This window comes from Pseudomonas brenneri (assembly GCF_007858285.1).
Taxonomy (GTDB): Bacteria; Pseudomonadota; Gammaproteobacteria; order Pseudomonadales; family Pseudomonadaceae; genus Aquipseudomonas; species Aquipseudomonas brenneri.
The window spans coordinates 189,582-204,501 of the sequence record NZ_VFIL01000005.1 but is presented as its reverse complement, the minus strand read 5'-3'; the positions used below and the strand labels follow the sequence as shown (position 1 = coordinate 204,501).

Here is a 14,920-nt window from a genome sequence, read left to right as displayed (position 1 = left end):
CTTCTTATGGCGGCCACTCAAGTTAAAAATGCCAGCACCAAATCCAATGACAACGCTTTCACCGAATACGTTCGGGTGAAGTGTGCGGACCATAAAAATAATGAAAACGCTAAAAACCCAAGTCGCCATTATCGGCGCCGGCCCTTCGGGGCTGCTGCTCGGCCAGTTACTGCACAACGCGGGGATTGAAACCCTGATTCTAGAGCGCCAGGCCCCCGATTATGTCCTCGGGCGTATTCGCGCCGGTGTGCTCGAACAGGGCATGGTCGACCTGTTGCGCCAGGCCGGCGTCAGCCAGCGGATGGACGCCGAGGGCCTGGTGCATGAAGGTTTCGAGCTGGCGTTGAACGGCCGTTTGCAACATATCGACCTGAAATCCCTGACCAACGGTAAGACCGTCATGATCTACGGCCAGACCGAAGTCACCCGCGACTTGATGGCAGCGCGCGAGCAGGCCGGCGCGATCACTTTGTATGAAGCGCACAATGTTCAACCCCGCGACCTCAAGGGCGAACGGCCCTGGCTGACCTTCGAGCATCAGGGCCAGCAGGTGCGCCTGGAGTGCGACTACATTGCCGGTTGCGACGGCTTCCACGGTGTGGCGCGCCAGTCGATCCCCGGCGATGTGCTCAAGACGTTCGAGCGGGTCTATCCATTCGGCTGGCTGGGTATTCTTGCCGATACCCCGCCGGTCCACGAGGAGCTGGTATACGCCAAGCATCCGCGTGGCTTTGCCCTGTGCAGCATGCGTTCGCCCAGCCGCAGCCGCTATTACCTGCAAGTGCCGGCCGAGGAGACGCCTGACGCGTGGTCCGACCAGCGCTTCTGGGATGAACTCAAGGCGCGCCTGCCAGAAGAACTGGCAGCGCAATTGGTGACCGGACCCTCGATCGAAAAGAGCATCGCCCCGTTGCGCAGTTTCGTGGTGGAGCCGATGCAGTACGGGCGCCTGTTCCTGCTGGGCGATGCGGCCCACATCGTGCCGCCCACCGGCGCCAAGGGCCTGAACCTGGCCGCCAGTGATGTCAGCACCTTGTTCACGATCCTGTGCAAGGTGTATCGGGAAGGGCGTGTGGAGTTGCTGGAGAAATACTCACAGATCTGCCTGCGCCGCATCTGGAAGGCCGAGCGGTTTTCCTGGTGGATGACCTCGATGCTGCACCAGTTTCCCGAGGCGGATGGTTTCAGCCAGCGTATCGCCCAGAGTGAGCTGGAGTACTTTGTCGAGTCTGAGGCCGGGCGCAAAACCATTGCAGAAAATTACGTCGGACTTCCTTACGAGGCTATCGAATAGCCGGCTATCGAGTAACATGACAGGCATTGCCGCGGGCCTCTTTTCCGTGGCCTTGCCTGCAGGTTCTGTCGTGACTCAACCCACACCTTCCGTACGCAGTGTCCTCGCCGCGCTGATGCTGGCGATTTTCCTCGGCGCGCTGGACCAGACCATCGTCGCCGTGTCGATGCCGGCTATTTCCGCCCAGTTCAACGACGTCAACCTGCTGGCCTGGGTCATCTCCGGCTACATGGTGGCGATGACCGTAGCGGTGCCGATCTACGGCAAGCTCGGTGACCTGTATGGGCGCCGGCCAATGATGCTGATTGGCATGGGCCTGTTCACCATCGCCTCGCTGTTTTGTGGCATGGCGCAAAGCATGGAGCAGTTGGTGCTGGCACGCATCCTCCAGGGCATTGGCGCGGGCGGGATGATTTCCGTGAGCCAGGCGATCATCGGCGACATTATTCCGCCTCGCGAGCGCGGGCGTTACCAGGGTTACTTCAGCAGCATGTACGCGGTTGCCAGCGTGGCCGGGCCGGTGCTGGGCGGCTATATGACCGAATACCTGTCGTGGAGCTGGGTGTTTTTGATCAACCTGCCATTGGGTGCGGGTGCCTGGTGGGTGGCCCATCGCACCCTGGTGGGGCTGCCGGTGCCGCAGCGCAAGCCGATCATCGATTACCTCGGCACGTTGCTGATGATTGTTGGCCTGACGGCGCTGCTGCTGGGCATCACCGAAATCGGCCAGGGCCATCACTGGCGCGATGATCAGGTGCTGGGCCTGCTGGGGTGTGCGCTGGTGGCGCTGAGTGTATTTGTCTGGCATGAGCGCCGGGCGCGGGAGCCGTTGTTGCCCATGCACCTGTTCGCCAACCGCAGCGCGGTGCTGTGCTGGTGCACGATTTTCTTCACCAGCTTCCAGGCCATCTCGCTGATCGTGCTGATGCCCCTGCGCTATCAGAGTGTCACCGGCGCCGGTGCCGACAGCGCGGCCCTGCACCTGCTGCCGCTGGCGATTGGCCTACCCATGGGCGCGTTCTTCGCCGGGCGCATGACCTCGGTGACCGGCCGCTACAAACCCATGATCCTGACCGGGGCAGTGCTCACGCCGATTGCCATCCTCGGCATGGCTTTCAGCGCGCCCCAGTCCCTGATCCTGAGCAGCCTGTTCATGGTGCTCAGTGGCATTGCCTCCGGCATGCAGTTCCCGACCTCCCTGGTGGGCACGCAAAACTCGGTGGCGCAACACGACATCGGCGTGGCCACCAGCACCACCAACCTGTTTCGCTCCCTGGGTGGCGCGGTCGGCGTGGCGTGCATGTCAGCCTTGCTGCTGGCGTTGCTGCAGGACTCGAGTTTTGCCCACCTGGCCAGTGGTTCGATGATGGCTGAAGGCAGCTCCGGCAACGTCCTGCTCGACGGTCTCAACGCCGCGCCTGGCCCCGCGCAGGATGCCTTGCGCGCCGAGTTGCTGAGCACGTTCCGGCATTTGTTGATGGTCAGCGCGGCGGTGTCGCTGCTGGGGCTGGCGGCAGCGATTGTGATGCCTAACCACCTGTTGCGTGGGCGCGAAGACAAGGCGCGATAGTGTAGGCGCCGGCTTGCCGGCTCCTACAAGGAATGCAACTGCGCGCGTTGCCCGCTCAAGGGCTGTAGTAACCCACCGCCACCAGGAAATGCCCACTCTTGCGCAGGTAGGCATGCTTGTTTTCCACCTTGGCGGTCACCGGGTTTTTCCAGCGGTACTCGTACTCACCCTGCTCTTGTTCCTTCATCAATTGCAGGATCGGCTCACCCACGGGCTTGCCGTCCGGGTCCTTGATCTTGGCAAAGTCGGTGTTGATCAGGCGCAGGTTGGTGCCGTGGGCCACATAACGCCCGGTATCCAGGTCGACCACAAACACATACAGGTCGTCCTGCAGGAAGCCGCCCTGCAGTGCATTGATCGCCTTCAGCGTAGCGGTTTCGTTGTTTTCCAACGCCTTGACCGCCTTGTCCCGCAGGGCCTTGGCCTGTTCGGGCGTGGCCCGGGGCAGGTAGTAGCCGACGGCGAGGATGCGCTGGCCGATACGCTGGTAGAACACATGCTTGCGTTCGACCTTGCCATCGCTCCAGTTCTGCCAGCGGTATTCGGCCTGTTGGATGCCGTTGCCTTCGGGAATTCTCAACGCGTCCTTGAAGGATTTGCGCAGGTCCGGCCCGAGCACTTCGGACACGTCACGCCCAATCAGCGCCGATGAAGGCCCGCCGCTGGCCAGCAGCACGCCCTTGGTATCGACCACGAACACATAGCGGTCCTTGTCGACAAACTCGCCCTGGCGGCTGAAGGCGGCAAAGGCCTTGTCACCATTATCGTGATAATAGGCCAGGGCTTTCTCCAGCAAGGCCACGGCGGCTTTGGCGTCCTGTTCCTGGGTGGTTGCAGCGTGCACCTGGCTGAAACACAGCAACAGCAACAGCCAGGTGGTTCGGAGCATTGCCTTCATTACCCGTCCCTCGTTCTTGTCAATGTTTCAAGAGCGTAGACGGTTGTCGGCAAATCAGAACGGCTTGGTTGGCAGGTATTTACCGTCCAGGGTAATCACCGCGCGGGAACCGCCGTCCGGGTCCTCGACCTTCTTGATGTCCAGCTTGAAGTTGATGGCGCTGATGATACCGTCGCCAAACTGCTCGTGGACCAGGGCTTTGAGGGTTGAGCCATAGACCTGCAGCATTTCATAGAAGCGGTACACGGTCGGGTCCGTTGGAATGCCGCCCTGGATACTGCCGCGCAGAGGCACGCTTTGCAGCAGGCGACTGGCGTCCGCGTCCAGGCCAAGTTTGTCGCACACCCCATCGGCGGCGTCCTTGGGTAGCGGGTGCTGGCCAAGCAGGGCGGCGGTGACGAACGCCAGGCTCAGGCCGGTGCCGTCGGTGAGGTCCTGCCAGGACAGGTTCTTGCGGGCCTTGATGTCGATCACGGTGTCGGCCAGGGCCAGGCGTGGGGTTTGGGAAAATTGGGATTGCAACATGATGGTTTCCTCTTGGTTTGAATAACGTTCAGGCGGCGTGCGCGCGGGTCTGCGGGTGGTCCAGCAGGGAAATAAAGCGCCCGGTGCGGCCATCCAGGGCATTGATGCCGCCGCTTGCGATGTCATAGACCCAGCCGTGCAGGTTCAGCCGGCCTTGCTCCAGCGCCAGTGCAACGCTGGGGTGCGTCTTGAGATTGGCCAGTTGCGCGACTACGTTTTCCCGCACCAGGGCGTCCAGTCGCTCGGCTGCCGAGGCATGGGTGCGTGCGGCGTTGATCACCTTGGCCGATTCGGCATGACGCAGCCAATTGGCCACGGCGGGCAAGTGATCCAGGCATTTACAGGTGGAGATGGCCGTCATGGCGCCGCAATCGGAATGACCGCAAATCACGATGTCGCTGACCCCCAGGACGGCCACGGCATATTCCACCGTGGCCGAGACACCGCCCGGTTCCGGGCCGTAGGAGGGCACGATATTGCCGGCGTTACGGATTACAAACAGATCGCCGGGTTCTTGCTGGGTCAACAGCTCCGGGACTACGCGGCTGTCTGAGCAGGACACAAACAGCGTGCCGGGTTTTTGCGTGGTGGCTAGTTGTTTGAACAGGTCGCTGCGCTGGCTGAAGGCCTCACCCTGGAACTTGCGAAAGCCGTCGATGAGATGCTGCATGGTGGTTCTCCTTGCGTCGCTGATGGGGCAAGGATGGAAGTTTCAGGCTATAGCGTCCAAGACTGGCTTGTTATAGTTTCTATAAGCAGTACCTATAGTTGGAGAGGTTTTTATGCTGTTGCGCCATATCCGCTACCTGTTGGCCGTCGCCGACCACCGCAACTTCACGCGGGCGGCCGAGGCACTGCATGTGTCGCAGCCGACCTTGTCGCAACAGATCAAGCAGTTGGAAGAGACCCTCGGGGCACCGTTGCTCGATCGCTCCGGCCGTACTGTCAGCCTGACCGACGCGGGCCAGGCCTATGTGCGGTTTGCGCGCCTGGCGTTGCAGGACCTGCAGGCCGGTACCCGCGCCATGCACGACGTGCAGGACCTGAGCCGGGGCAATTTGCGCCTGGCCATGACCCCGACCTTTACCGCGTACCTGATCGGGCCGCTGCTGGCCCAGTTCTATCGCTTGTATCCGGGGATTAGCGTCAGCGTCGAGGAAATGACCCAGGATCGCCTTGAGCATGCATTGACCGAGGACTTGCTGGACATTGGCCTTGGCTTCACCGGTGAGCACATGCCGGACATTGCCTGCCAGGCGTTGTTTGTCGAGGCGTTGAGCCTGGTGGCCAGCGCCAGCCATCCAAGCCTGAATCGCAAGCAGTGGCTCAAGCTGGCGGACTTCCAGCAGCAACCCTTGGTGCTGTTGAACGCCGACTTTGCGACGCGTCGTTACATCGATGACTATTGCCGCACGCTGGCGATAAAACCGCAGATTGCCATGGAGGCCAACTCAATCAGTGCCGTGATTGAGATCATCCGCCACACCCACCTGGCGACGATCCTGCCCCGGGAAGTGGCGCAGACCCAGCAAGGCTTGCACGCGGTGCAACTGCGTCCGGCGCTGGCGCAGCGCACGGTGGCCCTGCTCAGTCGCAAGGGCGCCTATCGCAGTGCGGCATGCGGGGCGTTTGTCGAATTGGCGAGTACGTGGCGAATGTTTAGCGATTGCGAGAGTGAACTCCATCAAGACTGAATTTAATGGACTGACCCGGCATGTGACGCTGCCACTCATCTCTTCACTGTGATCACTGCATGGACGGTTCCCCCGACACTCACCCCGAGGCCTCGCCTGGCGCCATCGCGCCCAGCCGCCCGGTATGTCGGATGGACATTGATGCACTGCCTTCCGAACTGGCCTTTTGGGCGCTGTGGCACTGTCGCCATGCGCGCCCGCCGGATACCACCTCCTTACGCTGATTGCCCACCTCCGGGGCGCGCCGTCGTGCGTGCCTGCCTGACGCAAATGTAAGAGAGTTGCCATGAGTACCGTCTTTGCCAGCCTGCACGAAGCCCAATCCTTTCTTGATCACAACCCCGATATCGAGATGTTCGAACTGTTCATCCTCGACAGCAACGGCGTGCCCCGGGGCAAGTTGCTGCACCGTGATGAACTGCTGGCGGTCTACGCAAGCGGTCGGCCGCTGCCCAGTACCATTCTTGGCCTGACCCTCAATGGCGATGACGTGGAAAACTCCGGCCTGGTGTGGGAAGTGGGCGATATCGATTGCCGTGCCTACCCGATCAGTGGCAGTTTGCAACGCATGCCGTGGCGGTTGATTCCCACCGCCGCGGTGCAGGTCAGCATGCACCCTGAAGAAGGCCTGCCGGCGACGGTTGCCGATCCCCGGCATCTGCTGTCCAGGGTCATCGACGGGCTCAAGGCCGATGGTTATTACCCGGTGATGGCGGCGGAACTGGAGTTCTACCTGCTCGACCAGAAACCCGACAGCAATGGCCGCCCGCAACCGGCGCGGGATGTGGATGGCGGCCGCCCACGCTCGACCCAGGTCTATGGCCTGCGCGAGTTGGAACAGATCGAGCCGTTTCTGGCTGACCTGTACAGCGCCTGCAAACTGCAAGGCATTCCCGCGCGTACGGCGATTTCCGAATACGCCCCCGGCCAGGTGGAGATCACCCTGGAGCATCGCAGCGATGCCTTGCAGGCGATGGACGAGGCGGTGCGTTACAAACGCCTGGTCAAGGGCGTGGCCCACAAGCACGGGATGACCGCCTGTTTCATGGCCAAGCCGTTCGATGACCTGGCCGGCACCGGCATGCACATGCACGTTAGCCTGGCAGATGCCGACGGCAACAACCTGTTTGCCAGTGAGGCCCCTGACGGTACGCCGCTGCTGCGCCAGGCAGTCGGCGGGATGCTCAGCACCTTGCTCGATACGCTCTTGATGTTCTGCCCCAACGCCAACTCCTACCGGCGCTTCCAAAGCAACAGCTACGCGCCGCTGGCGGCCACCTGGGGTGTCGACAATCGCACGGTGAGCCTGCGGGTGCCGGGAGGCCCTGCGTATTCGCGGCATATCGAGCATCGGATCTGCGGCGCCGATGCCAACCCGTACCTGGCAGCGGCGGCGATCCTGGCCGGTATTCACCGTGGTATTCGCGAACAGCGCGACCCCGGAACCCCGGTTGAAGGCAACGGCTATGCCCAGGCCAAGGAGCTGCTGCCCACCGACTGGCTGACCACCTTGCGTGCACTGGAAGGCTCGGCCTGGGCGCGTGAAACGTTCGGCCAGGAGTTCCTCGGTGTGTACCTGGCGGTCAAGCGGGCCGAGTACCGGCAGTTCATGGGCGAGGTGGGCGAGCAGGACTGGCGCTGGTATCTGCACCAGGCGTGATGATGAACCTTTCGACCTTTTTTTCACGCGGGGGTGGTTAAGCTCAAGATCCAGTGTCCGTAGAGACCGGTTCATCTACATGAGTCCCGTGATGTCGCCACAACCCCCGTCGTCCATTGAGGCTGAGTTTGCCGCGCGCTGTGATCGTGATCACGCGCGGGTCTGTGGCGACACGCGGCCGCCCGGTTTGCTGCGGCGCTTGTGGTCATGGCGCGACGAGCGCCTGGTGCGCCACGCCCTTAAAGTCGCGGGGGAGCCCGGGCTGTTGCTGGACCTTGCCTGTGGGGCGGGACGTTTCTGGCCGGTGCTGGCCGAACACAGTAATCGCGTGATCCTCGCCTCGGACCCTTCCCAGGCCATGCTCGACCACGCCATGAGCCACCACGGCGCGACATTTTTGCGGCGGGTCAAGACGTTCCAGGGTTCGGCATTCGCCATCGGTCTGTCGGCCAACGCGGTGGACTGCATTTTTTGCCTGGAACTGTTTCGCCACGTCCCCACGGCCGATGCGCGATTGGCACTGTTGCGCGAGTTTCACCGGGTCAGCCGCGACACGCTGATTGTCTCGGTGGACAGCGACAGTCGCCATCGTCAACGCCATCCCGCAGGTGCGGGGCAACCCATGCTGTCCCATCGCGTCGAGGTGGAAGCGGAGTTTCGCCAGGCAGGCTTCACTGTGCTGAACCAGCAAGAGTTCATGCCCGGCTCGGCCTTGTGGCGGGTTTATGTGTTGCGTAAACGAGGATAACCCTCAACTGTCGGGCTATTCTTCGTCTCCTGTCAGAGTTTTCATGATGGCTGGCACACTGCGGGTGCTCGAAAGACCCTCGGGCGATATATACTGCGCGCCATTCTTCAAGGGAGAGCCGTGTGGCCATCGATATTCACTGGATCTGCGACAACGATAGCCTCGGCCAGCATTGCGCCAAATGGCAGCAGTTGCCATTCGTCGCCCTCGACACCGAATTCATGCGGGTCGATACCTTCTATCCCATCGCCGGGTTGATCCAGATCGGGGACGGTATCAGTGCTTATCTGATCGACCCCCTGACCATCGATAACTGGCAACCGTTGGCCGCCTTGCTGGAAAACCCGGCGGTGATCAAGGTGGTGCACGCCTGCAGCGAAGACCTGGAAGTGCTGCTGCGCCTGACTGGCAGCCTGCCGGTGCCATTGTTCGACACCCAACTGGCCGCCGCCTACCTGAACCTCGGTTTCTCCATGGGCTACTCGCGCCTGGTGCAAGCGGTGCTCGACATCGACTTGCCCAAGGGCGAGACCCGTTCGGACTGGCTGCAGCGGCCATTGTCCGAGACCCAGGTCAGTTACGCCGCCGAAGACGCGGTGCACCTGGCGCAAGTCTACACACGCCTGCGCCCGCAACTGTCCGACGAAAAATACGCCTGGGTCCTGGAAGATGGCGCCGAACTGGTGGCCAACCTGCGTCGAGAAATCGACCCTTTTGATGTCTACCGCGACGCCAAGCTGGCCTGGAAACTGTCCCGTGCCCAGCTCGCCGTGCTGCGTGAGCTGTGCGCCTGGCGCGAGCAGCAAGCCCGCGCCCGCGACCTGCCACGCAACCGTATCATCCGCGAACACTCGCTATGGCCCCTGGCCAAGTCGCAGCCGGATAACCTCGCCGCCCTGGGCAAAATCGAAGATATGCACCCGCGCACCGTGCGCCAGGACGGCGAGTTCCTGCTGGGCCTGATCAAGCGTGCCGCCAGCGTGTCGATGGACCAATGGCCGCCAGCCGTGCCTGAGCCTTTGCCGGTGGATGCGGCGGTGCTGATCAAGCAACTGCGCGCCCTGGGCCAGACCTTCGCCGAACGTCTGGACATGGCCCCGGAGCTGATGCTGCGCAAGAAAACCCTTGAGGCGCTGGTCAAGAGTGGCTACCCCGATGGGCCTTACCAATTGCCTGACTCGCTGCGTGGCTGGCGCCGCGAGTTGATGGGCCAGGCGCTGCTGGACAGCCTGGCCACTGCCGGAGAACAGCCTTGAAACATATTTGTTCCATCTACCGCAGCCCGAAACGCGCCGGCATGTACCTCTACGTGCTCAAGAGCGATGCCCTGGAGCGCGTGCCCGAAGGCCTGCTGACGGTGTTCGGCAAGCCTGTCCACGCGTTCAACCTGGTGCTGACGCCGGAACGCAAGCTGCAGCAGGAAGATATCGTGGCGGTCCTGGCCAACCTGCAAAAGCAGGGTTACCACCTGCAGATGCCACCGCCGGATGACGAGTACATCGAACACCTGCCCGAAGAACTGCTGCGCCGTAACGACCCGATGTGATCGACCCGTGCCCCGTTCGGGATACGTTTGAATCGAATGACCTGGCGAGCCCCGAGTTCAGCAGTAGTTTGCTGCCGGCGGCCGCCTGCACTGTTTTTGAAAGGTTTGAACCATGCGCGTTCTGATTGCAGAACAGGACCACCCGCTGTATGCCCGGCTGCTGCGCGAAGCGGCGCCGGATCTTGAAGTCCTGACCAGTGGCGACTCGGCCGAACTGTCGCGCCTGGCCGCCGATTGCCCGGTGTGGCTGGGCCAGCCGGACCTGCTGGCAACCCTGCTGCGCCAGGGCCACCACCCGCAGTGGCTGCAATCGACCTGGGCCGGCATCACGCCGCTGCTGGCCGATGGTTTGCCACGCGATTATCGGCTCACCCGCGCGGTCGGCATTTTTGGCCAGGTGATGGCCGAGTACGTGCTCACCTACATGCTCGGTCACGAGCGTGAAGTGCTGGCGCGGCTGGTCAGTCAGGTCGAGCGAAAATGGGATAACCGCATGGGCCAGAGCCTGGCGGGGCGCAAGGTGCTGATCGTTGGCACCGGTGATATCGGCCAGAGCGTGGCGCAGTTCCTGCTGCCCTTTGGCGTGGAGTTGTACGGCATTGCCAGCGAAGCCCGGGAGCAGGCCCCGTTTATCGAGGTGGCCGGGCCGGATCAACTGGGTCGCCTGGTGGGCGAGGTGGATTATGTAGTCAACCTGCTGCCCAACACGCCCAATACCCACGATCTGTACGATGCTGCGCTGTTCAAGCAGTTCAAGCCGACGGGGCTGTTTATCAACGTTGGGCGTGGTGTGGCGGTGGTCGATGCCGATCTGGTCGAGGCCCTGAAAGAAGGGCACCTGGCCGGGGCGGTGATCGACGTTTGCCGTCAGGAACCACTGCCACAGCGCCATCCGTTCTGGACCGCCTGGGGCTTGCTGTTGACGGGCCATAGCTCGGCGCCGACCTGCCCGCGCTTGATGGTGGCGCTGTTTGTCGAGAACCTGCGGGCTTATCAGGCCAAGGATGCGTTGCGCGGCGAAGTGAGTTTCGAGCGCGGTTACTGACCCTGTAGGAGCCGGCAAGCCAGCTCCTACAGCGTGTTACAGGCTGAAATCACCTGCCGCTACCAACTCGCTCAACGGGCGGCGCGGGCTTGGGGCTTCCCGGGCTTGCAGGTAGTCGGCCAGGGTGGCCTTGTCCCCCAGCTTGCCCACGGCGACCGCCGCATGCAGCGCATAACCCTCGGGAATTTTCAGCTCCTTGCGGGTCAGTTCCTGATCGAAACCGGCCATGCCATGGGTGTGCCAGCCGCTGATGCTGGCTTGCAGCGCCAGGTGGCCCCAGGCCGAACCGGTGTCAAAGGTGTGCCACAGCGCTGGAGTTTCTTCGCTGGCGCCCGGTACCGCGAAATCGGTTTTCGAGACCACGATGACCAGTGCCGATGCATGCTGCGCCCAGCTCCGGTTGAATTCGTTGAGCAAACCCAGGAAACGTTCCCAGTCTGGTGTATCGCGACGCGCGTAGAGAAAGCGCCATGGCTGCGAGTTATAGGCCGAAGGCGCCCAGCGCGCGGCTTCGAAGAAGCTCAGCAGGGTTTCCACCGGGATGCTCTCGCCAGTAAACGCACGCGGCGACCAGCGCTCGGTGAACTGCGGGTGGATCGGATAATCGGCAATACGTGGCTCAGTGCTCATCAGCGGATCCTGGAGAAAAAACGGCCTTCAAAGCTACTTCGCCACTGCGCGCCTGACAAGTCTTGCCCTACCGGCAGTCGTAAGCGCTTGGCCCCAGGGGGCTTGGGCACTAGACTGGCGGCCTTTTCACCTACCGAAACTGATGTAGAGCCATGGCCGCCAAAGTCGAACCTTTCTGGATACGCAAAACCCTTGAGCACCTCGACCAGGAGGAATGGGAGTCGCTGTGCGACGGCTGTGGCCTGTGCTGCCTGCAAAAGCTCGAAGACGAAGACGACAACAGCGTCTATTACACGCGTATCGCCTGCAAACTGCTGGACCTGAACACCTGCCAGTGCACCGACTATCCTAACCGTCGCGACTCGGTACCTGATTGCATCCAGCTCACGCCGGGCCAGGCCGATCAGTTCAAATGGCTGCCGCCGACTTGCGGCTATCGCCTGGTGAGTGAGCGCAAGGACTTGCCGCTCTGGCACCACCTGGTTTGCGGTGACCGCGATGCCGTGCACCACGAACGCATTTCCCAGTCCGGACGCATGCTCAGCGAAGGCAGCGTGCCCGAGGACGATTGGGAGGATTACCTGATTTTCCGCGCAGGCTGAAAAGGAGAGCGTATGACGGTCCAAGCCAAGCTGGCGGTGAGTCTGCTGTTGTTGGGGTTGAGCGCGGCGGCGTGGTCGGCGAAAAAAGTCGACCTCGATTATCACGTCAAACTCTTGCCCCAGAGCGATCAGGCCGAAGTCCGTTTAAGCCTGTCCCAGGGCTCGGCGGTGCGCAGCCTGGACTTCGACTTGGGCCGCGACGGTGACTACAGCGATTTCAAGGCCGACGGCCAGTGGCAGGTCAGGCCTGACGCGGGGGCCAGTCGTGGCCTGTGGCAGCCGGGCGCCGACAAGGCCAGCCTGACCTACCGCGTGCGCCTGAGCCATGCGCGCAAGGCCGGCATCTACGAGTCACGCATGACGCCCGGTTGGGCGCTGTTTCGTGGTGAAGACCTGGTGCCTGCGGCGCGTCTTGACCAGCAGGACGGTGTGGAGCTGGTGTCGCGGCTGACCTTTGAGCTGCCGGCGGGCTGGAAAAGTGTCGAGACCCCCTGGCCGCGCATCGGCAAGCACAAATTCCGCATCGACAATGTGTCCCGCCTGTTCGACCGTCCCACCGGCTGGATGCTCGCCGGTAACCTGGGCAGCCGCAGGGTGCGCCTGGGCGAAACCGAAATCACCGTGACCTCGCCCAAGGGCCAGGCCATGCGCCGCATGGATGTGCTGACGTTGCTGACGTTCGTCTGGCCCCAGGTACAAGCGGCGTTCCCCCGGCACCCGGCCAAGTTGCTGGTGGTGGGTGCCAGCGACCCGATGCGCCGTGGCGTGTTCTCCGGACGCGATTCGATCTATCTCAATAGCCGTACGCCGCTGGTCAGCGAAAATGGCAGCAGCCCGTTGATCCGCGAGGTGGTGCAGGCCATTGGCCGGTTCAATGACCATCAAGGCAGTGACTGGATCAGCGAAGGCCTTTCGGAGTATTACGCTATCGAGTTATTGCGGCGCGCAGGCGGTATCAGCGATGAGCGTTATGTGGCGATACAGGCGCGCTTGAGCAAGGACGGCAAAGGCGTGACGACCTTGCGCGGCGAGCACGTCAGCGGTGCCACGGTGGCGCGGGCGGTGGTGGTGTTGCAGGAACTGGATCGCGAAATTCGCCTGAAAACCCACAACAAGCGCTCCCTGGATGACCTGACGCAGGCACTGATGCGTTTGGATAGCATCAGTACCAAGGCGTTTGTGCAGTTGGCTGAAAGCGTGATCGGCGAATCGTCAGTGGTACTCGACAGCAAGCTGCTGCACTGACCGAGAAGGCCCGTGTAGGAGCTGGCTTGCCAGCGATAGCATCACCTCGGTGTGCCTGATGGACCGAGGTGCCTGCATCGCTGGCAAGCCAGCTCCTACAGTTTGATTGGATGTCAGTGGGTGGTTTTTTCGGCAGCCACTTCAGCGCGGGTCTTGAGGTTTTTCAACTCCTCGCCGGCGCGTTCGATCTTGGTCCGCACATTGTTCATATCCCGGCGGCTTTTTTCCAGCAGCGACTTGGCCGAACTATGGCCGCTGATCCCGCGCGCGAGCGCCACGCCGCCAATCGCCACCTGGATCAGGCCGAAAAAGCCACCTCGGCGAATGCCCTTGCCCATCATCACCACGCCACCGGCCAGCGAGCCAATGCGCTCCCAGCCTTGCACGTTCTGGGTCGGGTGGGTCTGGAACGGCGTCGATTCAATCACAGGTTTCAGGGGTTTGCTGTCGCTCATGGTCTGTCTCCAACAAAGGGCCATTGATATGCAACTGACTGCGCGCGGGTCGCGGATGTTCCCGAAAACTCAGTATTTGGGGCCCGAACGGGTGTTATTGCCCTTGGCCAGGCGGTCGTAGAGCACCACATTGACGGTGGCCGCGAGGTTCATGCAACCGGTGGTCGGGATGTAGATCACATCTTCGCACCAGTCACGAATCTCTTTGTCGAGGGAGCCGTCTTCGGGGCCGAAAATGTACAGCGCACGATCAGGATGGGTGTATTCCGGCAGCGGTCGGGCACCGTCCACCAGCTCCACGGCGACCGGGATACAGCCCAGGGGCAGGATCTTCTTCAGGTCGTCGATGCCGATCAGCGGGATGTCGTGGTGGACCTTCTTGGTGTCGGTAATAAAGTCCCGGGCCCGCTCATAGCGTTTACCGGTGTAGAACACCGAAGCCACGCCATAGCAGCCGGCGGCGCGCATGACCGAGCCGACGTTTTCGGGGGATTTGGGGTTGTACAGACCGATGCAGCTGTAGCGTTTATTGCCCACGGGGATGCCTTAAAAAGGCAGCATTATAACGGCAAGCTGCAAGCGGCAAGTTAAAAAGCGGGGCGGCTTTTTCTTGTAGCTTGCAGCTTCATGCTTTTAGCTGTCTTTTTTCATCAGCCCGGCCAACGCGGCAAACGGGTTGTGCGTGGCTTTGGCAATGGTCGGGCTGCTGGTGGAGCCTTCGCCAAAATACTGTTGGTCGGTATAGCGCGAGTGTTCGTTGTCGTGGCAGTACAGGCACAGCAACTCCCAGTTGGAGCCGTCCTGGGGATTGTCGTCATGGTTGTGGTTACGGTGGTGCACGGTCAGTTCGCTCAGGCGCTTGCCGGCGAATTCACGGGCGCAGCGGCCACACACGTGGGGGTACATTTTCAGGGCTTTGTCGCGATAGCCCATTTCCCGGTCGCGCTGGGCATCGGCGAGGATACGGTCCAGCTTGGCGGTGTGGGAGGGCGGGTTGGTCGAGCTCAT

At 62.0% G+C, this 14,920-nt stretch carries 17 protein-coding genes; 10 read left to right on the top strand and 7 right to left on the bottom strand.

What is annotated here, in order from left to right:
• Positions 1-100: 100 nt before the first annotated feature.
• Together pobA and FJD34_RS12680 are read left to right on the top strand one after the other, a co-directional pair.
• Positions 101-1,294 carry a 4-hydroxybenzoate 3-monooxygenase gene (gene pobA / locus FJD34_RS12685; RefSeq protein WP_090290638.1) on the top strand — a complete coding sequence of 398 codons (1,194 nt, stop codon included), beginning with the start codon at positions 101-103 and terminating at the stop codon, positions 1,292-1,294.
• A 115-nt stretch (positions 1,295-1,409) separates the two neighbouring features.
• Positions 1,410-2,864 (top strand): MDR family MFS transporter, encoded by a 1,455-nt coding sequence (locus FJD34_RS12680; RefSeq protein ID WP_174553304.1) that lies wholly within the window; start codon positions 1,410-1,412, stop codon positions 2,862-2,864.
• Positions 2,865-2,919: 55 nt separating this feature from the next.
• Here FJD34_RS12680 and FJD34_RS12675 read toward each other — a convergent pair whose 3' ends face one another.
• The 3 genes from FJD34_RS12675 to FJD34_RS12665 are packed head-to-tail and all read right to left on the bottom strand — an operon-like array spanning position 2,920 to position 4,957.
• Complete coding sequence (locus tag FJD34_RS12675; RefSeq protein WP_032863514.1) at positions 2,920-3,762, bottom strand: cache domain-containing protein; 843 nt, start codon at positions 3,760-3,762, stop codon at positions 2,920-2,922.
• Between the two features lie 54 nt (positions 3,763-3,816).
• Complete coding sequence (gene cynS / locus FJD34_RS12670) at positions 3,817-4,287, bottom strand: cyanase (RefSeq protein ID WP_065943481.1); 471 nt, start codon at positions 4,285-4,287, stop codon at positions 3,817-3,819.
• 28 nt (positions 4,288-4,315) lie between these two features.
• Positions 4,316-4,957: a carbonic anhydrase gene (locus FJD34_RS12665; RefSeq protein ID WP_032863512.1), complete on the bottom strand. Its 642-nt coding sequence runs from the start codon at positions 4,955-4,957 to the stop codon at positions 4,316-4,318.
• Between the two features lie 112 nt (positions 4,958-5,069).
• Here FJD34_RS12665 and cynR point away from each other — a divergent pair, with 112 nt between their 5' ends.
• From cynR to FJD34_RS12635, 6 genes are all read left to right on the top strand, one after another.
• On the top strand, positions 5,070-5,981 hold the full coding sequence (cynR, locus tag FJD34_RS12660) for a transcriptional regulator CynR (RefSeq protein WP_032863511.1): 912 nt from the start codon (positions 5,070-5,072) through the stop codon (positions 5,979-5,981).
• Positions 5,982-6,267: 286 nt separating this feature from the next.
• Entirely contained in the window at positions 6,268-7,641 is a 1,374-nt protein-coding gene (locus FJD34_RS12655) for a glutamine synthetase family protein (protein ID WP_032863510.1), read from the top strand.
• A 91-nt stretch (positions 7,642-7,732) separates the two neighbouring features.
• Positions 7,733-8,389: a class I SAM-dependent methyltransferase gene (locus FJD34_RS12650; RefSeq protein ID WP_065943479.1), complete on the top strand. Its 657-nt coding sequence runs from the start codon at positions 7,733-7,735 to the stop codon at positions 8,387-8,389.
• 122 nt (positions 8,390-8,511) lie between these two features.
• Complete coding sequence (rnd, locus tag FJD34_RS12645; RefSeq protein WP_065943478.1) at positions 8,512-9,645, top strand: ribonuclease D; 1,134 nt, start codon at positions 8,512-8,514, stop codon at positions 9,643-9,645.
• Complete coding sequence (locus FJD34_RS12640; RefSeq protein WP_032863507.1) at positions 9,642-9,935, top strand: YcgL domain-containing protein; 294 nt, start codon at positions 9,642-9,644, stop codon at positions 9,933-9,935. Before rnd ends, FJD34_RS12640 begins: the two co-directional genes overlap by 4 nt.
• A gap of 112 nt (positions 9,936-10,047) precedes the next feature.
• The gene (locus FJD34_RS12635) at positions 10,048-10,980 is read left to right on the top strand and encodes a D-2-hydroxyacid dehydrogenase (protein WP_032863506.1); all 933 of its coding nucleotides are present in this window, start codon (positions 10,048-10,050) and stop codon (positions 10,978-10,980) included.
• Between the two features lie 36 nt (positions 10,981-11,016).
• Here FJD34_RS12635 and FJD34_RS12630 read toward each other — a convergent pair whose 3' ends face one another.
• Positions 11,017-11,610: a nitroreductase family protein gene (locus FJD34_RS12630; RefSeq protein ID WP_090290639.1), complete on the bottom strand. Its 594-nt coding sequence runs from the start codon at positions 11,608-11,610 to the stop codon at positions 11,017-11,019.
• A 152-nt stretch (positions 11,611-11,762) separates the two neighbouring features.
• Here FJD34_RS12630 and FJD34_RS12625 point away from each other — a divergent pair, with 152 nt between their 5' ends.
• Positions 11,763-12,212, top strand: coding sequence for a YcgN family cysteine cluster protein (locus FJD34_RS12625; protein ID WP_032863504.1), 450 nt, complete (start codon positions 11,763-11,765; stop codon positions 12,210-12,212).
• A gap of 12 nt (positions 12,213-12,224) precedes the next feature.
• On the top strand, positions 12,225-13,457 hold the full coding sequence (locus FJD34_RS12620) for a hypothetical protein (RefSeq protein ID WP_032863503.1): 1,233 nt from the start codon (positions 12,225-12,227) through the stop codon (positions 13,455-13,457).
• A 113-nt stretch (positions 13,458-13,570) separates the two neighbouring features.
• Here FJD34_RS12620 and FJD34_RS12615 read toward each other — a convergent pair whose 3' ends face one another.
• The 3 genes from FJD34_RS12615 to FJD34_RS12605 all read right to left on the bottom strand — a co-directional run bounded on the left by FJD34_RS12615 (position 13,571) and on the right by FJD34_RS12605 (position 14,920).
• Positions 13,571-13,912, bottom strand: coding sequence for a YgaP family membrane protein (locus FJD34_RS12615; RefSeq protein ID WP_065943477.1), 342 nt, complete (start codon positions 13,910-13,912; stop codon positions 13,571-13,573).
• A gap of 69 nt (positions 13,913-13,981) precedes the next feature.
• Positions 13,982-14,449 (bottom strand): RNA methyltransferase, encoded by a 468-nt coding sequence (locus FJD34_RS12610; protein ID WP_032863501.1) that lies wholly within the window; start codon positions 14,447-14,449, stop codon positions 13,982-13,984.
• Between the two features lie 96 nt (positions 14,450-14,545).
• Positions 14,546-14,920 carry a YajD family HNH nuclease gene (locus tag FJD34_RS12605; protein ID WP_003172528.1) on the bottom strand — a complete coding sequence of 125 codons (375 nt, stop codon included), beginning with the start codon at positions 14,918-14,920 and terminating at the stop codon, positions 14,546-14,548.